Here is a 14671-nt window from a genome sequence, read left to right on the forward strand (position 1 = left end):
ATAGATGCTTGCAGGGACTGTATAGCTGCAAATGAAAGTAACTCGGGAGATCGAGCTATTGCAATGCAGCAGTGTATTGATGCTTGCTACAACTGTGCTCAGGAATGCGAAAAACATGAGCATGAAGAATGCATCAAATGTGCAGAAGCTTGTCGGGAATGTATAGCTGAATGCGAGGCTATGCTAGCTTAAAAAGTAAATTATAAAATGTAAAAGGCTGAACAGAAATATTTCCGTTCAGCCTTTTTTTTAGTCATTATAAATTTCGTTGTAATCATCCATGTCTGTTCCTCTGTTAAAATGGCGGATATTGTAAGAGAATGATAACATAAAGTAGCGCTGCATCACATTGTTTTGACCATCCTGTACATAAGCATCAGTGACGTCTCTATATACACTTCTATTTTGTCCAAGTAAATCATAGACATTTAAAGAGATTTCTCCTCGCTGATTACCAAACACTTTTTTACCTACACTCATATTCATTAAGACCACATTTGCATCGTATCCTGCCGAAAGACCTGAGTTGAGTTGATGGTTAATATCCAATCTGTAAACAAAACCTTCCCATATAATCCAGCTTAAGTTCAGTCTTGAGCGCTGGTTATAATAGTTATTGTTAAGATTGGAATTCAGCGTGTTTTCCACATCGTAGTAAGAAAAACGGGTAGATATATTGAAATCTATTTGATCAGAAATATTGCTACTCAATGAAATTCCCGTACTTAATCTTGAAGAATTATTAAAGCTCAGTTGGTTGTTGACTTGACCAGGTCGCTTAGTGCTGCTGAACCCGCCATTGATGTTAAAGTTTGACTTCACAAAATCGAGCGGAATTCCATAACTCACCCAGGATCTAAAGTCTTTAAACCCATCCAAATTCACAGGTCTGAATAACTGAGAGCCTTTTTCCAATATAATTCCTCCAGGCAATTCTGTAGCTTCCTCTGCAGTGAACGTACTGTTAGATACGGCATCCTTTACTAACCTATATTGAGCAAATACGAACCAAGATCTGTCATTATCAGGATTATTACTTCTAAATCTTAATCTCAAGCGGTTGGAATAGGACTGCTCCAGATTAGGATTTCCTGTTTTCAACTGCAGAGGATTAGAGTTATCTATCACATTTTGAAGTTGATCTACCGATGGTGCGTCCACGTCAGTATCATAATCCAATTCAAAATTAGTTGTAGAAGAAATGGTGTAATCAAACCTAACAGTCGGCATGAAACTTTCAAAAGTCCGGTCAATGGTTCCTACCGCAGGGAAAAGCTGATCATTTTTCAGATTTGCGTTTTGATATTCCAATTCTGCCTGAAACTTCAACTTCTCAAGCTGATACTGATACCCCAGCTCAACTTCCTGTCTTAAGTATTTACTCTCAAAAGAATTACTCAAAGCAGTATCAAGTGAAAGATTTGGATTATTAATGTCATCATTTAAGATGTCAAAAGTCAATTGATCCGAATCATTAAATCTGTTTCCAATTTCATATTCCAGTTCCATCTGCCCATTTTTTCCTATAGGTTCAGTATATGAAATACCTGTTTCCCAATCATTTCCAGATCTATCTCTGGTAATGTTCTGATTGATCACTTCGGTACGTTCATCGGGCTGGTAGTAAATATTGGTAGCGGTACGATAGGCATCATCTTTATTGCCGTGGTTTCCAGTATTTGCGCTAAGTGTAAGACTTCTTCCTTCCTTTCCGAACCTGTGACTATAGAACAAGCGATGAAACATATCATAGTCTTCGTTATCAGCTGTTCGTATATTTTCTGTCTGGTTTAATGGGCCGGCATTGTTCACACTTTGTCCAAAGAATCCGGAGTTTTCGTTTTCGAAATTTGCTGAGATTCTAGGACGATAAAGTATTCTATTGTTGTCATTAATATTATACTCCAATCTCATATCGAAGCGGTGATCCTGGCTAGTGCGGGTCTCTCTACTGTCTTCGGTGTATATTTGATCTGACTCAGAGCCAGTTACATATTCTCGGGACAGGCTAGACAGGTTAGTATTTTTGCGGTGATTGTATTGATAGCTACCGCTGATCTTTATCTTTTCACCCCAATTATCCGAGTAGTTTATACCTAGAATATTGGTAGTAATCAATCCGTTTTGTGGTCGGTTGTTACTTTGGGCATTTGCATCGCTGGAGTAGTCAAGCACATTGATGTTGTTGCTCAGACCTGTAAACGTAATGCGCTGATCTTCATTGAAGGAATTGACGCTTGCTCCAGCTAGGTAACGGTCATCAGTTCCATATCCGGCTGTTACTTTTCCGAATTGACCTTTCCTTTTATCTGCTTTAGTGATGATGTTAATAGTTTTCATTCGTTCACCATCATCAAATCCACTAAGAATGGCTTTGTCACTTTTTTGATCAAAGATCTCTATTCCTTGGATTACTTCAGCTGGGAGATTTTGTAATGCTGTATTAATATCCCCTCCGAAAAAAGGTTTGCCATCCACCAGAATCTGCGTTATGGCTTCCCCTTGAGCCTGAAGGCCTCCATCTTGGGAGATGACTCCTGGGAGTTTTTCCAGTAAAGTCTGGGCACTTGCATCTTTCATGGTTTTGAATGCATCAGCATTAAAAAGTGTGGTGTCGCCTTTTTGCTCACCTTGGGCTCTTCTTGCGCTGATGGTCACTTCGTTCAAATCCGTAGCCTGCTCCCGAAGTCCCAAAACACCCAAATCCATATCCTGGGTTACATTTATAGACTTATATAAATTTTCATATCCTAGATATTGAATCTTGAGAAGATACTCTCCACTCTTGATATTGGTTATTTCAAACTCTCCATCTAAGTCAGAAATCATCCCATCCAACTGTAATGAATCAGGAAGGTTTTGTAGTAAAATAGTGGCGTTAGGAATAGTTATTTCAGTACCCGCTTGTTTTACTTTTCCTTTAATGGAATAGGTTTGTGCGCTGGCCTGGGAAATGCCAAAAGTTAGGATAATTAAATAAAGAAAACTTTTCATTAAGGTTGGTTAAGTGGGGGATTCGAAGAATAATTGACTTTACTGATAAGCAATTATTCAATGTTGGCTTTAATACGATACTATTTTTAACAAAGAAAAACACTTAGGGTTCGGAATAGGAGCGATTATTGTCTAAGCGGTAATATGTTGAATTAAGCAGCATATTTTCCCTTCATCCACAGATATTCTATTCTTACTCAATTTTTCCTAGAGGAAAATAATATGTTGATAATAAACATCTTAAACCAGATTCTTTAAGATTTGACAATTTGAGTCAGTAAAATGTTAATTTTTAAGACATGATTGTGTTTATAAAAACAACATTCTATCTTAGCTGATGTTAAAAGAATCAGTTATGGAAAACCAAGAAAAGATCAGTATTACAACCAAGACATTGGCATCAGGTAATTGCCAAGTGAAATTTTTTATCGAGGATGAAGTAAAACCACAATACGGCTACTTGCTGGTGAATGGTCCAAAGCCGGTCGGTGAAATTATTGATGAAATCAAAAAGCGAATGGAGAGAAGAAGAAATTCTGCTTTAAATATGAATCCATTTTTCCCTATTCCTGCATCACCTGAGGATCACAACTTTTACTTGTATTCAGCATGAAATATCTTTCCTCCAACCTCCGGTTTTTGCGTAAGCAAAAAGGAATCACTCAAAATGATCTCGCAGATCAGCTGGATGTCCAACGTACGATGATTTCTGCCTACGAAGATGGCAGGTCCGAACCAAAGCTTCTGACGCTTGGTAAATTATGTGATGTACTGGATGTAGGGATGGAGGAACTTCTTAACCATGATATAGAAGGCAAAGGAAGAAAGGCAATCCAAAAAAGAGGAGTCAATATTCTGACAATTGCATGTGACGAAAATGACAAGGAAAATATCACGCTGGTAGGGCAGAAGGCTTCAGCTGGATACCTGAACGGTTTTGCTGATACGGAATACATGGAGAGTTTACCGCAGTTTCAGATTCCTACGCTTTCTAAGCAAGCTACTTATCGGGCTTTTGAGCTAGCGGGAGATTCCATGCTTCCACTGACTTCAGGCACCATAGTTATCGGTGCTTATGTCGATCAGTTGAAAGATATCAAAAGTGGCAAAACCTATGTGTTGGTCACAGAGACAGAGGGAGTCGTTTATAAACGTGTGTTCAATTACCTGAGCGATAACGGAAAGCTTTTTTTGGTTTCGGATAATGAACATTACAAACCTTACGAGGTGAAAGGTGAAACTGTAATAGAAGTTTGGGAAGCAAAGGCTTTCATCAGCACCGATTTCCCAAATCCAGGCGATAAGAAAAAGCCCTTGACCTTAGAAGATCTTGGTGAAATGATATCTGATATCCGTGCTGATCTGAGGACTCTTAAGGGTTAATTCTTTTTATAGTAACAGGACTGCTTGTCTCTAAATCAGGAAAATAAATGCTTCCAGACCAACTCTCACCATCTGGGGATGATGATAAGTTTAGCTTACCGTTTATTTGAACGAGCGAATTAAAATAGTCAGCAGAAAGTTCGTTTTGGTTGATTGAACCAGTGCCTTGTCCTATTGCTACATTGAATACATTGTACTCAATAAACTCAAAATCCTGTTTGTTTTGATTGAATACCAAAGTGCTGGTATTGCCTTGATTATCAGATAGGAGCCAATATCCATTTACATCATTTTTAACTGCACCATTCGATTCTGAACTTCCTATACTGCTATTGACTTCATTTCCAATAGGTACCTCTTCCCTGAGGGTATTGATGTCGGTTTGGCTAGCCTCATCATTGAACTGTTCGGTTTGATCGTTATTAACGTCATTAGAGCCTTCTTGATAACCTTGCTGAAAATCCTCACTACTAATGATTATGATAATAAGTACCACAAAAATCCCGAGCACCCAAAGATAGTTTCTCCCCCACCAGCTTTTCTGCGGTTTAGGAATTGGAATTGGTGTAGGGCGAGGAGTAGGATCTGGATTAGGTTTCTTTTTTCTAGGAATAAGTTTGGCGAGTGCTTCGACTAAAACTCCTAAATCATATTTCCATCTGGTGATCGAAATTTCGAAGGTTTGCAGATCGGCCAATTCTTGTAAATCCTCAGGTAGCTGATCAGCAGTAGGTCTGCTTGCGCCTTTGAGCAATAAAGGAATCACTCGGGTATCTGGTCTAGCTAGAGCAGCACTAACTTCCCTATGAACCCAATCTTTCGGCTGGAATAGCCGCGTAATTCCATTTTCATCAGGATCACCAAACCAGTCAGGTCCTATTGCGACTAGCACCACTTTACTTTCTTTTAGGGCTTTATCGATGGCATCTGCAAATCGGATTCCAGGCTCAAGGTTTTCTATATCTAAGAAAACAGCATCTTCTCCAAATTCTTCCTGGAGTGTTTCTCTGATGCGATGACAATCACTTTGAGTGTCGGAGTGTCTGTGACTAAGAAAAATTTTATTCTTTTCCATAAAAAAACCTGATTCGTGCTAGTTAAAGTTAAGCGAATCAGGTTCTTAATTGCAATGCGCAGGGCTAATTTTATTCTTCAATCAAGTTTTCAAAACCATCCTTTATTCTACTAACTGCATCGAAAGAAGTGTCAAGGTTGATTACCCCCTTGCCGAGCTCATGCCAATACCCATCGCCACATTCAATATATGAACCACGTTTGGTACCGGGTGTTTCTTTGGCAATTTCATAATTATAGTCAGGTGAGAATACTAATTTCAATAGCTGAACTGCATATTCCCAGTTTATGATTCTGGATTCGTTTTTTAAAGCGAAAACAGCTTCACGATTCGAGAAATTCATCGTGATGGAACAGTCAACACTTTCCTCATTTGTCACTTGGCGGTAATTCACAGTTAGCGGAGCTTCCTTCTTGGACGTTTCATAGATTGCCTGAATCACATCCTGAGCTAGCATCTGCCAAGCTTCTTGGTTGACTGGTGCTTTTGCTGGACCAGGTTTTCCATTTTCCAAAGCCGAAAGCATCAAACCTCCTTCTTCTATTTGTCTACCGCTCCATTTTGTCTTCTCAAATTCCATTGAGACCACTTTTTTCCAAACGTAGTCAAGTGTACCTTTAAAGCTGAAATCATCATTTAAGGTGAATCCTTCATCAAGAATTTCGTCTTCAGTCAAGTCTTCTCTATCGGTATAATGCAGTTCTAAATCTGCCTTTAATTCAGAATTGCTCCAATCCAGTGACATTCTATACACATGACTGTAAGGAGGTGGGATGATTCCTGAATCAAATTCAATGACAATTCCGCTTGCGCGTTCGTTACTCTTTTTCATCTGTTTGTAATTCAATTTTTAAAGTCACCCAGATAACTAGCGGGAAGAATCTCGCAAGAATAATCAGCAGACTTCTGATCGATGCTTGGGGATTGCTCGATTACATTGCTGCAAAAGTAGGTCTTTTACCTCAAAAGTTCTTAGCGCAACTCAATTTCAAAAAGTGTGGCTTTGCCTGCAGCCACTTTTTTGCTGCATTTGTGGAAAGAAGGGATTCCAAAGACTATGCTCGGATTGTTAGAAAAGCCAAAATCATCCAAAGGGTATCCAACTTTGTTTTTTCTGATTTGGCCATTTTTATCATGATCATGAAAAACGGTAATCGCATAATTTCCTGGGGACACATTAGGTATGGTTTTCTTAGCAATACCATTTTTAATTGGAATGGTGACCATTTTCCAAGCCTCATCGAGTGAATCTGGCCAACCGTCTTCTTGATCAAAAATAAGAAGTTGAATTACACCTTCATCAGAGGAGGTTTCTGAAACAACCAATTCAATAGTCCCCAATTCACTTTTTGGTTGTGTGAAATTAATGAATAAGAAAAAGCTTAAAAGTGCCAGCTTCATAGCAAATCAATGGTTTTTAGTCTGTTTATTTTGCCGCTACTTGTTCTTGAAAACGAAGAGATCACAAAAGTGTTTTTTGGTACTTCGTATTTACTCATCACATTTTCTAATGCTTTTTGAAGCTTTGAGGCATTATTTAGGTTGTTTTCCGTCGCTTCAATAGCCAAGCATAATTTTTCACCTAGTCTTACATCTTTCATTCCAAAAAAGAAAAATTGGGAATTCGGATAGAAACTCTGAATGGTACTTTCTGCTTTTGATTCCAAAATTTCAGGATGAAGTTTGACGCCTCCTGAGTTGATGACAAAGTCAATTCTTCCCAGCCAGCGAAAGGACTCCTTATCGAGCAATACCACCAGATCGTTAGTTTGTACTTGCTCATTCTTGCTTACTGCCGATTTCACCCAAAGCGCGTTCCGCTCATCTATACCAAATTCTACTCCTGGAAGTACTTGATATGTCAATTCTCCTGTTTGTATTTTTGCCAAGGCGATATGAGAAACCGTCTCTGTCATTCCATAAGTTTGAAAGGCGTGAATGTCGTTAGCGATAAGTTTATCCTTCAGTCCAGCGCTAATAGGCGCTCCTCCGATGATGAGATGCTTTATCCTTTTCAACTTTTCCAGTGAAGACTTATCCACAATGCTATTTTCAACCTGAAGAGGAACCATTGCGACAAAATCAGGAATGTTATTTATCTCTAAAAGTGGATTTGAACTAGGTTCTATTAGTTCGATTTTGCTATTCCATTCTAAAGCACGAACAAGCATCATTTTGCCAGCGATATAGCTAGGATTTAAGCAACAGAGCAAGTTTGTGTTTTTGTCTGCTTGGAAAAAAGCCTGAGTAGCTTGCGCGCTGGCAATCATTTGAGCTCGAGAAATCTCAATTTTTTTTGGCGTTCCAGTGGAGCCTGAAGTTTGCTGTTCAAAAGTGTCTTTCCCTGAAAGCCATTCCTTGCAAAATAGAATGGCTGCTTTAGCAAAGTTTGGGAAGTCACTAGTTTCTAACTCAAAGTCCTCCTCTGTCTGGAAAGTATGATTGCCGTAAGTAAGTAGAAACATCTGCTTTAGTCTTGAGCTTGGCTTTCCCGAAGGTAATAATCCTGACTTCAAAATTCAGGGAAGCCTGTTATCTTGCAAAAGAATTAGATTTTTACCCAAATCGAAAGATATGAACTGGATCACAGCAAAAGAATACGAAGATATTACCTATAAAAAATGCGATGGCGTCGCCAGAATCGCTTTTAATCGCCCGGAAGTGAGAAATGCATTTCGCCCTAAAACTACTGCGGAATTATATGATGCATTTTACGATGCACAGGAAGACACCTCGATTGGAGTTGTATTATTGAGTGGGGAAGGGCCTTCTGCAAAAGATGGTGGTTGGGCATTTTGCTCTGGCGGAGATCAGAAAGCTAGAGGAAATCAAGGCTATGTGGGTGAAGACGGCTATCACCGATTGAATATTTTGGAAGTGCAGCGCTTGATTCGCTTTATGCCAAAGGTTGTAATTGCCGTGGTACCTGGATGGGCAGTAGGAGGAGGGCATTCCCTTCACGTAGTTTGTGATTTGACATTGGCAAGTAAAGAACATGCGATCTTTAAGCAAACTGATGCTGATGTGACCAGCTTTGATGGAGGCTATGGTTCAGCTTATCTGGCTAAAATGGTTGGGCAGAAGAAAGCGCGTGAGATATTCTTTTTGGGAAGAAATTATTCCGCTCAGGAAGCTTATGAAATGGGAATGGTGAATGCAGTGATTCCACATGCTGAATTAGAGTCAACTGCTTACGAATGGGCTCAGGAGATCTTGGCTAAGTCTCCAACTTCCATAAAGATGCTGAAGTTTGCGATGAACTTGACTGATGACGGCATGGTTGGTCAGCAGGTTTTTGCTGGAGAAGCAACGCGCTTGGCTTACGGAACTGAGGAAGCTAAAGAAGGTAGAAATGCTTTCTTGGAGAAGAGAAAGCCTGATTTTGGGAAGAATAAGTGGATACCTTAAAGAATTCAGAAAGCTAAATTCTGAAGGATAAAAAAATGGTTCGAGATATGTGTCTCGAACCATTTTTTCTATTCTATCGCCTGATAAACAAACTGTCGCATTTTTTGATCATAGAAACCACTGTAAGGGGCGGTTTGAGTCATCATGATAGAGACCATGTCTTCTTTGGGGTCTATGAAGAAGTAGGTGCAATATGCGCCGCTCCAATAGTATGTGCCTTCTGATCCCAAAGCATTTGCATCAGCAAGGTCAGTCACCACTGCAAACCCGAACCCAAAACCTTGGCCGGGTGCCTGATAAAGTCCATCAATTTGATCCATAGTCATGATTTCTACAGTTTTTGGACTGAGGTATTGTTTTCCATTCCATTCACCACCATTGAGTAGCATTCTTGCAAATTTGGAATAATCGGAAGCAGTACTAAACAAAGCATTTGCCCCTGCAAAAACCGTGTTTCCTGAGGTTGGAGTTTGGCTAGGAGCTTTAATCAGTTTTCCATCTTGATTATATGTATGAAGTGTAGCCATTCGGCTTTTTTGTTCCTCATTCAAATTGTACCCGGTATCTGACATTCCCAGCGGATCAAAAAGTCTTTCTTGTAAAAACTTGTCTGTAGTCATGCCTGAAAATGTTTCAATCAATAAAGAAAGAACATCAGGAGACGCAGAATAATACCATTGTTTCCCAGGTTGCCCGATCAAAGGCATCGTGACCATAGCTTTGATTCTACTTTCAATAGTTTTATGTGCTGGGCTGTAAATAGCACTTCTAATTTCCTCTTCTAGTTTTCCAGCAGCAATGCCATGGGATAACCCTGAGGTATGGCTTAAAAGCATGGCAATGGTGATTTTCGATTCGGCAGGAACAGTTCCTCCAGCGATTCCTTTACTAGGATCTACTGCCACTTTCAAATCCTTAAACCAAGGCAGATATTTCTCTACAGGATCGTTGAGAAGGAAGTGCCCCTCTTCATAAAGCATCATAAAAGCAGTTGTTATGACAGGCTTGGTCATGGACTGGATATAGAAAATCTGATCTGCTTTCATCGGAGCTTTGGAATCCAAATCACTATATCCTAAGGTCTTTTGATGTGCTTGTTCGCCATTCTTATAAATCAAAGTGACTGCGCCTGCTAGCCTCCCTGCATCTATTTCTTTCTGCAAATAGCTGTCATAGCGCTCTAAGCGTTCAGGAGAAAGCTTAGTTTGTTCATGGTGAAGTGTCTGTGCCAAAACTCCGTTGACGAGAAGCAGGAGCGCAATAAAAAGTAATCGTAAGTGATTTTTAAACATGAGGTCTGGTGGTTAATGTTAAAGGTTAACTTGGGTCTTTCTCTAAATTTAGCAATTTCAATTTCTAATACTCAAGAAAAAACCCTTTCAGAAATTTTCCGAAAGGGCCTTCTCAATTACTTTTTGGTTAGCTATCAAAGGGTGATTTTTGCTCCAAGAACTTTCAAAAACTCACGGATCCAAGCGGGATGGCCTGGCCAAGCTGGAGAAGTTACCAAGTTGCCATCGACATAAGCATCAGTTGCAGGAATGTTTTGGAACTCTCCCCCTGCGATCGTCACTTCAGGTCCTACAGCTGGATAGGCGGTCAGCTTTCTGCCTTTTACCACACCCGCTGCTGTTAGGATCTGAATACCATGGCAAACCGCAGCCACTGGCTTGTTGGTATCAAAGAAGTGCTTCACGATCTCCAAAACCTTTTTATTCAACCTTAAGTATTCCGGTGCACGACCACCTGCGATTGCCAAGCCTACATAGTCATCTACGTCAACTTGATCAAAAGAGTAGCTCAGCATAAAATTATGTCCTGGCTTTTCAGTATAAGTCAGATCGCCTTCGAAGTCATGGATGGCCGTTTTGATGGTTTCTCCTTTTTTCTTTTCAGGACATACAGAATGCACTTCATAGCCTACCATTTCCAACATTTGCACTGGCACCATTGTCTCGTAATCTTCTGCAAAATCTCCGGTTAGGAATAATATCTTTTTCATTTGTTTTTGAATTAGTTGGTTAGAAAAGTGGGTAGAGACTCTACCTTTTTTAGTTTATCTAATTTAAGAAAATGAAAAAGCACTGAGGTTAATCCTTGGTTAAGTTTTGCTAAACGCAACAAGTAAAAGCCAGGTATTTGAGGCCAGCTATTTTTAGCTTACGATTTTCTGTGCAACTTATCATTTCTAACCAGTTATTAAATGCACCATGAATCATCTAGAAACCACTTATAAAACGCATGATGGCAAAGAATTGCATCTGCAGGCCTGGATGCCGGAATTTCCGAAGGCAGCTTTGCTTCTCGTTCATGGGCTAGGAGAGCATAGTTCGCGATATGTTAATTTAGCAGAAAAGTTTGTTGAGGCTGGAATTTCTGTTTTCTCCTTTGATGGGCGTGGTCACGGAAAATCAGAAAAAGGAAAACCCACTGCTTATTACGAATCTGCAGAGGATTATCTGAAGGATATCGATGCACTTTTTGGGAAAGTCAAATCATACTCACCGGGACTTCCAGCATTTATTTATGGACACAGTATGGGAGGTGGTTTGGTAGCAGCTTATGTGCTAAAGTATAAGCCTGAAGCCACTGGGGTAATTTTGAGTTCTGCCGCCATAAAAGAGGCTGAGGGCACTTCAAAAATCCTAATGGCCCTATCAAGTATCATCAGTAAGTATTTCCCGAAGTTGAAGGCGTTGAAATTAGATGCTAATAAAGTTTCTAGAATTCCTGCAGAAGTAGAGAAGTATTTGAATGATCCATTGGTGTATACCGAAGCCATTCCCGCCCGGACAGGGTATGAACTACTTCAGCTCATGCGCTACATCCAAAGTCATGCCTCTGAATTTGATTTACCTGTTTTATTGATCCACGGTTCAAATGATGGATTGACCAATCCCAAAGGGTCAGAATTGCTTTTCCAAAAAGCTAAATCGTCAGATAAATCCCTTCAAATTTTTCTAGGAGGCTACCATGAATTGATCAATGATTTGGATAGGGAAGAAGTGATTCAGCTAATAGTGAACTGGGTAGAAAAGAGAATTTGAAAAATTTAAATTGATACTTTATATCTCTGCCATTAAACCATTGATATCTAATTGTCTGGTATACATCATGATACTTCCATCTGGATTCGTTGGCCATTCTTCTTTTGGTCTGTCCCAATACAATTCCACACCATTTTCATCTGGATCATCCAGATATAAAGCTTCAGAAACTCTATGGTCTGCAGCACCTGTAAGCGGGTAATTGGCATCCACTAGTCTTTTCAAAAGAACCGCAAGGTCGCGTCTTGTTGGTAAAACTATGGCAGTATGGAAAAGGCCAGCAGTGTTTTTAGGCGCTGGTTTTCCGCCTTTACTTTGCCAGGTGTTCAATCCAATATGATGGTGATATCCACCTGCGGAAATAAATGCGGCATCCTGTCCATACATAGTAACCAGCTCAAAGCCGAGCAAACCCTGAAAGAAATCAAGAGAGCGTTGAAGATCGGAAACCTTTAAATGAACATGCCCAATTCGGGCAGCTGAGGGGATGGTGTAGGAATTCATGAATTTGAAATCTGAGATTTGAAATTAACCGAACTGATTGCAGATTAGTGGCAAACTGCCGAGGAAATTTCAAATCTCAAATAGGAAATCTCAAATTTATATGCCCGGTGCGTTAGGAAACATTAAGCTCTTGTAATACTCCAAATCTCCTTCTGGTTGCTCTATATCAGCCGGGAATGGTTTTTTAGAGAAAGTCTGAAAGTAAAGTAAACAGGCATTTCTCCACCATTCTGCCTCTTCGTCCTGAATTTCCAAAAGTTGGCGAACGTGATCAAACTCAGCAGGATCAATTTCCGATTCTAGACTCGCCCAAGTTTTTTGCATTTCTCTTACTTCTTTCACTCCTCTATCGTAGTGATAGGCTATACCTTCCCAAAGGGTGTTTCCATCTTTTAGAGTATAATCCCATGGCAAATGATGGAACCAAAGTAAATATTTCTCCGGAATCTCATTTGGATCGGACCAAGCTTTAGCTACTTCAGGGGCGTATTGTTCAAGAGCTCCACTTCCCTTGCTAGTTCTGTCAAAGCCGATTCCCAGACTATCCGCCTGATGGTAATAAGGGGCAGTCCAATCTGCTCTTCCTCCCATCACCCAAGGTCCAGGGCCGTAATGATGACTCCTGCCCATGATATGATGCAACCCAAGCGGAGTCATGTAATCCACGGCTGCTTCATGCGAATCGAGCATGATTTCTTCGATTTTGCTCAGTACTTCAGGATTAGTTCCGAAAGTAAGTTTGATCCATTCATCGGCGATTTGCTTGGATTCCAGATTTGGATCCCATGCCTGTCGCCCAAAAGCATACCAGTTCGACTGGCCGAATAAATGCCCTGTCCAGTTGCGGTCCGTTCCGATATTTGATACCCCAGCAATCAGGGTAAGCTTTTGTCCGCTTTCATTTCCCTCTAGAATACTTGCAACAGTGGAGCTCGGAGCAGGGCGGAAAGTTTTGGTCTTTAGCACTTCTTCCCACATAGGAGCTAAGAACACGAGTTGTGTGGCTTGTCCTAGGTATTCCTGAGTGATTTGGAATTCCATGCCCACATTTGTTTCATTGATAGCGCCAAAAAGCGGATGAAAAGGCTCTCGGGGCTGAAAGTCTATAGCTCCGTTTTTGATTTGGATGATTACATTCTCTTTAAACTTACCGTCCAATGGTTCAAACTCATTGTTTGCCTGCATGTGCCGATCAACATCGTCCTCATGTGAATAGACAAAAGCCCTCCAAATCAAAGTTCCTCCATGTGGTTCCAAAGCTTCAGCTAACATATTAGCACCTTCAGCGTGGTTTCTTCCATATTCGTGCGGACCAGGTTGTCCTTCGGAATTCGCTTTGACCAGAAATCCTCCGAAATCTGGAATGAAAGAATAGATTTCGTCAGTCTTCTTTTGCCAAAAAGCTATCACTTCTGGATCAAGAGGATCAGCAGTTTTCAAACCTCCAAGTTGGATGGGAGCTGAGAAGCGAGCAGTGAGGAAAACTTTGATACCGTAGGGTCTGAAAATGTCTGCCAAAACCTTCACTTTCTTCATAAAATCCGTGGTGAGGATCAAGGCATTTGCATTCACGTTAGTTAGCGATACTGCGTTAATTCCGATAGATGCATTGGCTCTGGCATAGTCAATATAGCGTGGATCAACATAACCTGGAAGCCTATGCCAGTCCCAGATTGAGAAACCAGCATAGCCTCTTTCGACAGTACGATCGAGATTGTCCCAATGGTTTAACATTCTCAACTTAATTTTCGGACTGTCAGCTATTTCTATGTCCTTATCGAAAGTCTTACTTTGAATAGAATTCAGCCAATTATAGACGCCGTAAAGCACGCCAACAGGTTGGTTTCCCACTATAGTAAAATACGATTTTCCGTCCAATTCCACTGGTCCCCGCCAGTATCCATCGTCTCCAAGTGCTTTGATTTGAGTTTGTTGATCTAGTGAAAGTACTTGTGAAAGTTGCTCCCGTGTACCTATCCAAAGCTTTGTATTTTGCAATCGCTCTTTGGAGTAAGTTGGGGCCTTGCCAATCATGCTTTGTGAAGCCATGTTCAGCTCATTTCGGATGGCTTCGTAAGTAGGATTTTCACCGAAAAAGTAAACTCCACTCAAGAGAGGTTCGACTTGAGATTTTAATTGTGAATCGCTGATGGGTTGATAATCCAGCCAAAGTTTGTAGCCGTCGTTGGCGAAAGTTGATATGGTGATGCTCAGCCATATGATGGCCAATAGATATATTGGTTTACGCATAGGTTTTGGG

At 40.4% G+C, this 14671-nt stretch carries 13 protein-coding genes; 4 read left to right on the forward strand and 9 right to left on the reverse strand.

Annotated features, from left to right (window positions below; genetic code table 11):
• Positions 1 to 249: 249 nt before the first annotated feature.
• On the reverse strand, positions 250 to 2994 hold the full coding sequence (locus AACZ73_RS06510; protein ID WP_339876489.1) for an outer membrane beta-barrel protein: 2745 nt from the start codon (positions 2992 to 2994) through the stop codon (positions 250 to 252).
• Positions 2995 to 3349: 355 nt separating this feature from the next.
• Between AACZ73_RS06510 and AACZ73_RS06515 the strand changes: the two genes are divergently transcribed.
• Both AACZ73_RS06515 and AACZ73_RS06520 read left to right on the forward strand, forming a co-directional pair.
• Entirely contained in the window at positions 3350 to 3607 is a 258-nt protein-coding gene (locus tag AACZ73_RS06515) for a hypothetical protein (RefSeq protein WP_339876490.1), read from the forward strand.
• Complete coding sequence (locus AACZ73_RS06520) at positions 3604 to 4377, forward strand: LexA family transcriptional regulator (protein ID WP_339876492.1); 774 nt, start codon at positions 3604 to 3606, stop codon at positions 4375 to 4377. Before AACZ73_RS06515 ends, AACZ73_RS06520 begins: the two co-directional genes overlap by 4 nt.
• Here AACZ73_RS06520 and AACZ73_RS06525 read toward each other — a convergent pair.
• The 4 genes from AACZ73_RS06525 to AACZ73_RS06540 form a co-directional block, all read right to left on the reverse strand.
• A complete protein-coding gene (locus AACZ73_RS06525) occupies positions 4367 to 5452 on the reverse strand; it encodes a toll/interleukin-1 receptor domain-containing protein (RefSeq protein WP_339876494.1) in 1086 nt (361 codons plus the stop codon). The two genes, AACZ73_RS06520 and AACZ73_RS06525, sit on opposite strands and share 11 nt — an antisense overlap.
• Before the next feature lie 70 nt (positions 5453 to 5522).
• Positions 5523 to 6284 carry a hypothetical protein gene (locus AACZ73_RS06530; RefSeq protein ID WP_339876495.1) on the reverse strand — a complete coding sequence of 254 codons (762 nt, stop codon included), beginning with the start codon at positions 6282 to 6284 and terminating at the stop codon, positions 5523 to 5525.
• A gap of 140 nt (positions 6285 to 6424) precedes the next feature.
• Positions 6425 to 6853 (reverse strand): DUF2141 domain-containing protein, encoded by a 429-nt coding sequence (locus tag AACZ73_RS06535; protein WP_339876496.1) that lies wholly within the window; start codon positions 6851 to 6853, stop codon positions 6425 to 6427.
• Positions 6850 to 7917, reverse strand: a complete 1068-nt coding sequence (locus tag AACZ73_RS06540; RefSeq protein WP_339876497.1) for an AMP-binding protein — start codon at positions 7915 to 7917, stop codon at positions 6850 to 6852. Before AACZ73_RS06540 ends, AACZ73_RS06535 begins: the two co-directional genes overlap by 4 nt.
• A 109-nt stretch (positions 7918 to 8026) precedes the next feature.
• On the opposite strand from AACZ73_RS06540, the gene AACZ73_RS06545 reads away from it, so the two are divergent.
• Positions 8027 to 8860, forward strand: coding sequence for a 1,4-dihydroxy-2-naphthoyl-CoA synthase (locus AACZ73_RS06545; RefSeq protein ID WP_339876499.1), 834 nt, complete (start codon positions 8027 to 8029; stop codon positions 8858 to 8860).
• Positions 8861 to 8928: 68 nt separating this feature from the next.
• On the opposite strand, the gene AACZ73_RS06550 is transcribed toward AACZ73_RS06545, so the two are convergent.
• Together AACZ73_RS06550 and AACZ73_RS06555 are read right to left on the reverse strand one after the other, a co-directional pair.
• The gene (locus AACZ73_RS06550; RefSeq protein WP_339876501.1) at positions 8929 to 10152 is read right to left on the reverse strand and encodes a serine hydrolase domain-containing protein; all 1224 of its coding nucleotides are present in this window, start codon (positions 10150 to 10152) and stop codon (positions 8929 to 8931) included.
• Between the two features lie 134 nt (positions 10153 to 10286).
• Entirely contained in the window at positions 10287 to 10862 is a 576-nt protein-coding gene (locus tag AACZ73_RS06555; protein WP_339876503.1) for a DJ-1/PfpI family protein, read from the reverse strand.
• A 208-nt stretch (positions 10863 to 11070) separates the two neighbouring features.
• Here AACZ73_RS06555 and AACZ73_RS06560 point away from each other — a divergent pair, with 208 nt between their 5' ends.
• Positions 11071 to 11907 carry a lysophospholipase gene (locus tag AACZ73_RS06560; RefSeq protein ID WP_339876504.1) on the forward strand — a complete coding sequence of 279 codons (837 nt, stop codon included), beginning with the start codon at positions 11071 to 11073 and terminating at the stop codon, positions 11905 to 11907.
• Between the two features lie 18 nt (positions 11908 to 11925).
• Here the strand turns inward: AACZ73_RS06560 and AACZ73_RS06565 are convergent, their stop codons facing one another.
• Positions 11926 to 12411 carry a VOC family protein gene (locus AACZ73_RS06565; RefSeq protein WP_339876506.1) on the reverse strand — a complete coding sequence of 162 codons (486 nt, stop codon included), beginning with the start codon at positions 12409 to 12411 and terminating at the stop codon, positions 11926 to 11928.
• Between the two features lie 96 nt (positions 12412 to 12507).
• On the reverse strand, positions 12508 to 14661 hold the full coding sequence (locus AACZ73_RS06570; RefSeq protein WP_339876508.1) for an alpha-glucuronidase family glycosyl hydrolase: 2154 nt from the start codon (positions 14659 to 14661) through the stop codon (positions 12508 to 12510).
• Between the last annotated feature and the right edge of the window lie 10 nt (positions 14662 to 14671).

This window comes from uncultured Algoriphagus sp., from assembly GCF_963974835.1.
Lineage (GTDB): Bacteria > Bacteroidota > Bacteroidia > Cytophagales > Cyclobacteriaceae > Algoriphagus.

What these genes read in the sequence shown, in the direction of transcription:
- AACZ73_RS06510 (WP_339876489.1), bottom strand. Translation starts at nt 2,994, where the DNA reads ATGAAAAGTTTTCTTTATTTAATTATCCTAACTTTTGGCATTTCCCAG.
- AACZ73_RS06515 (WP_339876490.1), top strand. Translation starts at nt 3,350, where the DNA reads ATGGAAAACCAAGAAAAGATCAGTATTACAACCAAGACATTGGCATCA.
- AACZ73_RS06520 (WP_339876492.1), top strand. Translation starts at nt 3,604, where the DNA reads ATGAAATATCTTTCCTCCAACCTCCGGTTTTTGCGTAAGCAAAAAGGA.
- AACZ73_RS06525 (WP_339876494.1), bottom strand. Translation starts at nt 5,452, where the DNA reads ATGGAAAAGAATAAAATTTTTCTTAGTCACAGACACTCCGACACTCAA.
- AACZ73_RS06530 (WP_339876495.1), bottom strand. Translation starts at nt 6,284, where the DNA reads ATGAAAAAGAGTAACGAACGCGCAAGCGGAATTGTCATTGAATTTGAT.
- AACZ73_RS06535 (WP_339876496.1), bottom strand. Translation starts at nt 6,853, where the DNA reads ATGAAGCTGGCACTTTTAAGCTTTTTCTTATTCATTAATTTCACACAA.
- AACZ73_RS06540 (WP_339876497.1), bottom strand. Translation starts at nt 7,917, where the DNA reads ATGTTTCTACTTACTTACGGCAATCATACTTTCCAGACAGAGGAGGAC.
- AACZ73_RS06545 (WP_339876499.1), top strand. Translation starts at nt 8,027, where the DNA reads ATGAACTGGATCACAGCAAAAGAATACGAAGATATTACCTATAAAAAA.
- AACZ73_RS06550 (WP_339876501.1), bottom strand. Translation starts at nt 10,152, where the DNA reads ATGTTTAAAAATCACTTACGATTACTTTTTATTGCGCTCCTGCTTCTC.
- AACZ73_RS06555 (WP_339876503.1), bottom strand. Translation starts at nt 10,862, where the DNA reads ATGAAAAAGATATTATTCCTAACCGGAGATTTTGCAGAAGATTACGAG.
- AACZ73_RS06560 (WP_339876504.1), top strand. Translation starts at nt 11,071, where the DNA reads ATGAATCATCTAGAAACCACTTATAAAACGCATGATGGCAAAGAATTG.
- AACZ73_RS06565 (WP_339876506.1), bottom strand. Translation starts at nt 12,411, where the DNA reads ATGAATTCCTACACCATCCCCTCAGCTGCCCGAATTGGGCATGTTCAT.
- AACZ73_RS06570 (WP_339876508.1), bottom strand. Translation starts at nt 14,661, where the DNA reads ATGCGTAAACCAATATATCTATTGGCCATCATATGGCTGAGCATCACC.